General features: G+C 68.1%; 4 protein-coding genes. 2 read left to right on the top strand and 2 right to left on the bottom strand.

The window, feature by feature from the left end:
* Positions 1-135 precede the first annotated feature (135 nt).
* Positions 136-678, top strand: coding sequence for an MFS transporter (locus VGV06_18195; GenBank protein HEV2057077.1), 543 nt, complete (start codon positions 136-138; stop codon positions 676-678).
* An 11-nt stretch (positions 679-689) separates the two neighbouring features.
* On the top strand, positions 690-881 hold the full coding sequence (locus VGV06_18190) for a pyridoxamine 5'-phosphate oxidase family protein (GenBank protein HEV2057076.1): 192 nt from the start codon (positions 690-692) through the stop codon (positions 879-881).
* On the opposite strand, the gene VGV06_18185 is transcribed toward VGV06_18190, so the two are convergent.
* Positions 872-1,711, bottom strand: a complete 840-nt coding sequence (locus tag VGV06_18185) for a dienelactone hydrolase family protein (GenBank protein ID HEV2057075.1) — start codon at positions 1,709-1,711, stop codon at positions 872-874. The two genes, VGV06_18190 and VGV06_18185, sit on opposite strands and share 10 nt — an antisense overlap.
* Positions 1,712-1,948: 237 nt before the next feature.
* Positions 1,949-2,443, bottom strand: a 495-nt coding sequence (locus tag VGV06_18180; GenBank protein HEV2057074.1) for a gamma-glutamyltransferase, incomplete at its 5' end; no start/stop codon positions are given.

Raw genomic sequence — 2,443 nt, 5'->3', positions numbered from 1 at the left:
GGCACGGCGAGCGGCGCGGCGTTCGGCGGGGTGACGGACGAACGGCGCGTGCCGGTCTCCGAAGCCATGCAGGTGCCGGCGTTCTAACTCCTCGCCTCCACCTTCTTCGTCTGCGGCTACACGACGAATGGTCTCGTGCTGACCCATCTCGTGCCGCACGCGGCGGAGCACGGCTTCTCGGAAATGCACGCCGCCCAGGCGCTCGGCCTCATGGGCGCCATGAACATCGTGGGCACGGTGCTCTCCGGCTGGATCTGTGACCGCTTCGGGAGGAAGGGGCCGCTCGCCTTCTACTACTGCGTGCGCGGGTTGTCGCTCATCTTCCTGCTCTACGTCTGGAACGTGCCGTCGCTCCACATCTTCGCGGCGATCTTCGGGCTCAACTACATCTCGACGGTGCCTCCCACGACGACGATGACCGCGAACATCTTCGGCCGGTTCTCGGTGGGGACGCTCTCCGGCTGGATCTTCTTCTCCCACCAGGTCGGCTCGGCCATCGGCGCCTGGGCCGGCGGCGCCATCTTCGACGCGACCGGCTCCTACTCCTGGGCCTTCCTGTCGGCGGCGGTGCTCGCCTTCGTCGCGTCCGGCCTTTCCCTCCTCATCAAGGAGGTCCCGCTCAGCGCCCGCCCGAGCCAGCGCTCCGCCCCGAGGGGCGCTCCAGTCCCCGCCAGCTAGGCACGGCCGCGTTGACCGACCTCGCCGCGTTCGATCGCCATCGCTACCTGAGCCTCGCGACCTTCCGCAAAAGCGGGATCAAAGTGGCGACACCGGTGTGGCTCGCAGCGGCCGACGGAAAGCTGCACGTCTTCACGGCCGGAGAGTCGGGCAAGGTCAAGCGGCTGCGCCACTCCTCAGACGCCCACCGGCGCTACGCCTGAAGGTACTTGTCGAAGAACGCCACGCACCGCTTCCAGGCGTCCTCCGCCGCCGCCTTCTTGTAGACCTGCGGCCGGTCGTCGGAGAAGAAAGCGTGCGGCGCGCCTGGGTAGAGCACGAACTCGTCCGCAGGGTTGCGCTTCTTGAGCTCGGCCTCGAAGCGCTTGACGTCATCAGCCGGGATGCCCGCGTCCGCCTCGCCGTAGAACCCCAGCACCGGCATCGTGAGCTTGTCCGCGAGACTGAAGGCGTCCACGCCGGGTGCGTCGGAGAACGTGCGTTTGAGGTGACCGTACCACGGCACGGCAGCCGCGACGCCTGGGTACTCGGAGGCGAAGTGGAGCGTCAGAGCCCCGCCGCCACAGAAGCCCGTCACGCCCACGCGATCCGCCCGCGCCCACGGCTGCTGCTTGGCGTAGTCGGCCGCAGCGCGGATGTCCCCCAGGTACTGAGCCCGAGTGACCTTGCCGGATATCTGGCCCATCTCCTGGAAAGTCTTTCCCTGCATGCCGCCCTCGCGGTGATAGAGCTCGGGCGCGATGGCGTAGAAACCGGCCTGCGCGAAGCGGCGCACGACGTCTTTGTTGTGCTCGCTGTTGCCCGTAAAGCCCGAGATCACGACCACGATCGGATAGCGCCCGACCCTCTCGGGGCGGGCGTCGTAGGCCGGGATCGCTGTGCCACCGACGGTCAGCTGGATGTCCCGGGCGACGATGCCCTTGGAGTCGGTGATGACGGCCTGGGCCATCGAGATCCCGGGCGTGAGGACCCCGCCCACGGTGGTGAAGGCGCCGAATTTCAAGACTTCCCTGCGGCTGAGCGGGTTGTACATGGATATCCCTCCCGTAGCTTGGTTAGAGGCTAAACCTTCCCTTGCAGAAGCATCCGCCCGGATGCTCCAGGAAAGAGAACCAGCAATGAGGCTCTCCGGTTTCGTGTCCAGAGCCGTGGTGTCTTGAAATGCTACATGCCGCCGCCAGCTGCCGGGGAGCTGCGAGAAGGTCCAAGGGCTCATGTACTAATTCAAGACCCCAGCCTCGGTTTCGAGGTCGAGGATTTCCTGGGGGAACTACCAACCGATGGCGTGGGCGCCGCGGCGCGGATCCGCGCCCGCCATGAGGATGCCGTCGGCGCCGGCGACCACGCAGCAGACGGCCCCCGCGCGCCAGTCCCACTCAGACCAGTCGGCCATGCGGTGTCCGAGGCCGGCCAGCGCGGCGCGCGTTTCGGAGCCCAAGCGCTTCTCGGCCTCGAGGAGCCCCGGCGCATGCGCGTGGGGCCAAAAGGAGTCGGGGAAGCTCCGCGTGGCGACGCGCGGCGCCTCGACGGCCTGCTGCGGCGCCATGCCGTGGGCCGTGATGTTCAGGAACACCTGGAGCATCGCCTGCTGTTGGACGTCACCTCCGGGAGTTCCGAAGGGCATGAACGCGCGGCCGTCGCGGAGCACCATGGACGGCGCGGGCGTGAGCCGCGGCCGCTTGCCGGGGGCGACCACGCTCGGATGTCCATGCTGCAGCCAGCCCTGTGAGCCCCGCGGCGAGACCACGCAGCCCACGCCCGGGAT

It is taken from the genome of Candidatus Methylomirabilota bacterium (genome assembly GCA_035936835.1).
Lineage (GTDB): Bacteria > Methylomirabilota > Methylomirabilia > Rokubacteriales > CSP1-6 > AR37.
The sequence above is the reverse complement of the archived record's forward strand: the minus strand, read 5'-3'. Positions and strand labels throughout refer to the sequence as shown.

Bases quoted from the DNA above. Each gene is read 5' to 3' on its own strand.
- VGV06_18185 (HEV2057075.1), bottom strand. From the start codon at position 1,711: ATGTACAACCCGCTCAGCCGCAGGGAAGTCTTGAAATTCGGCGCCTTC.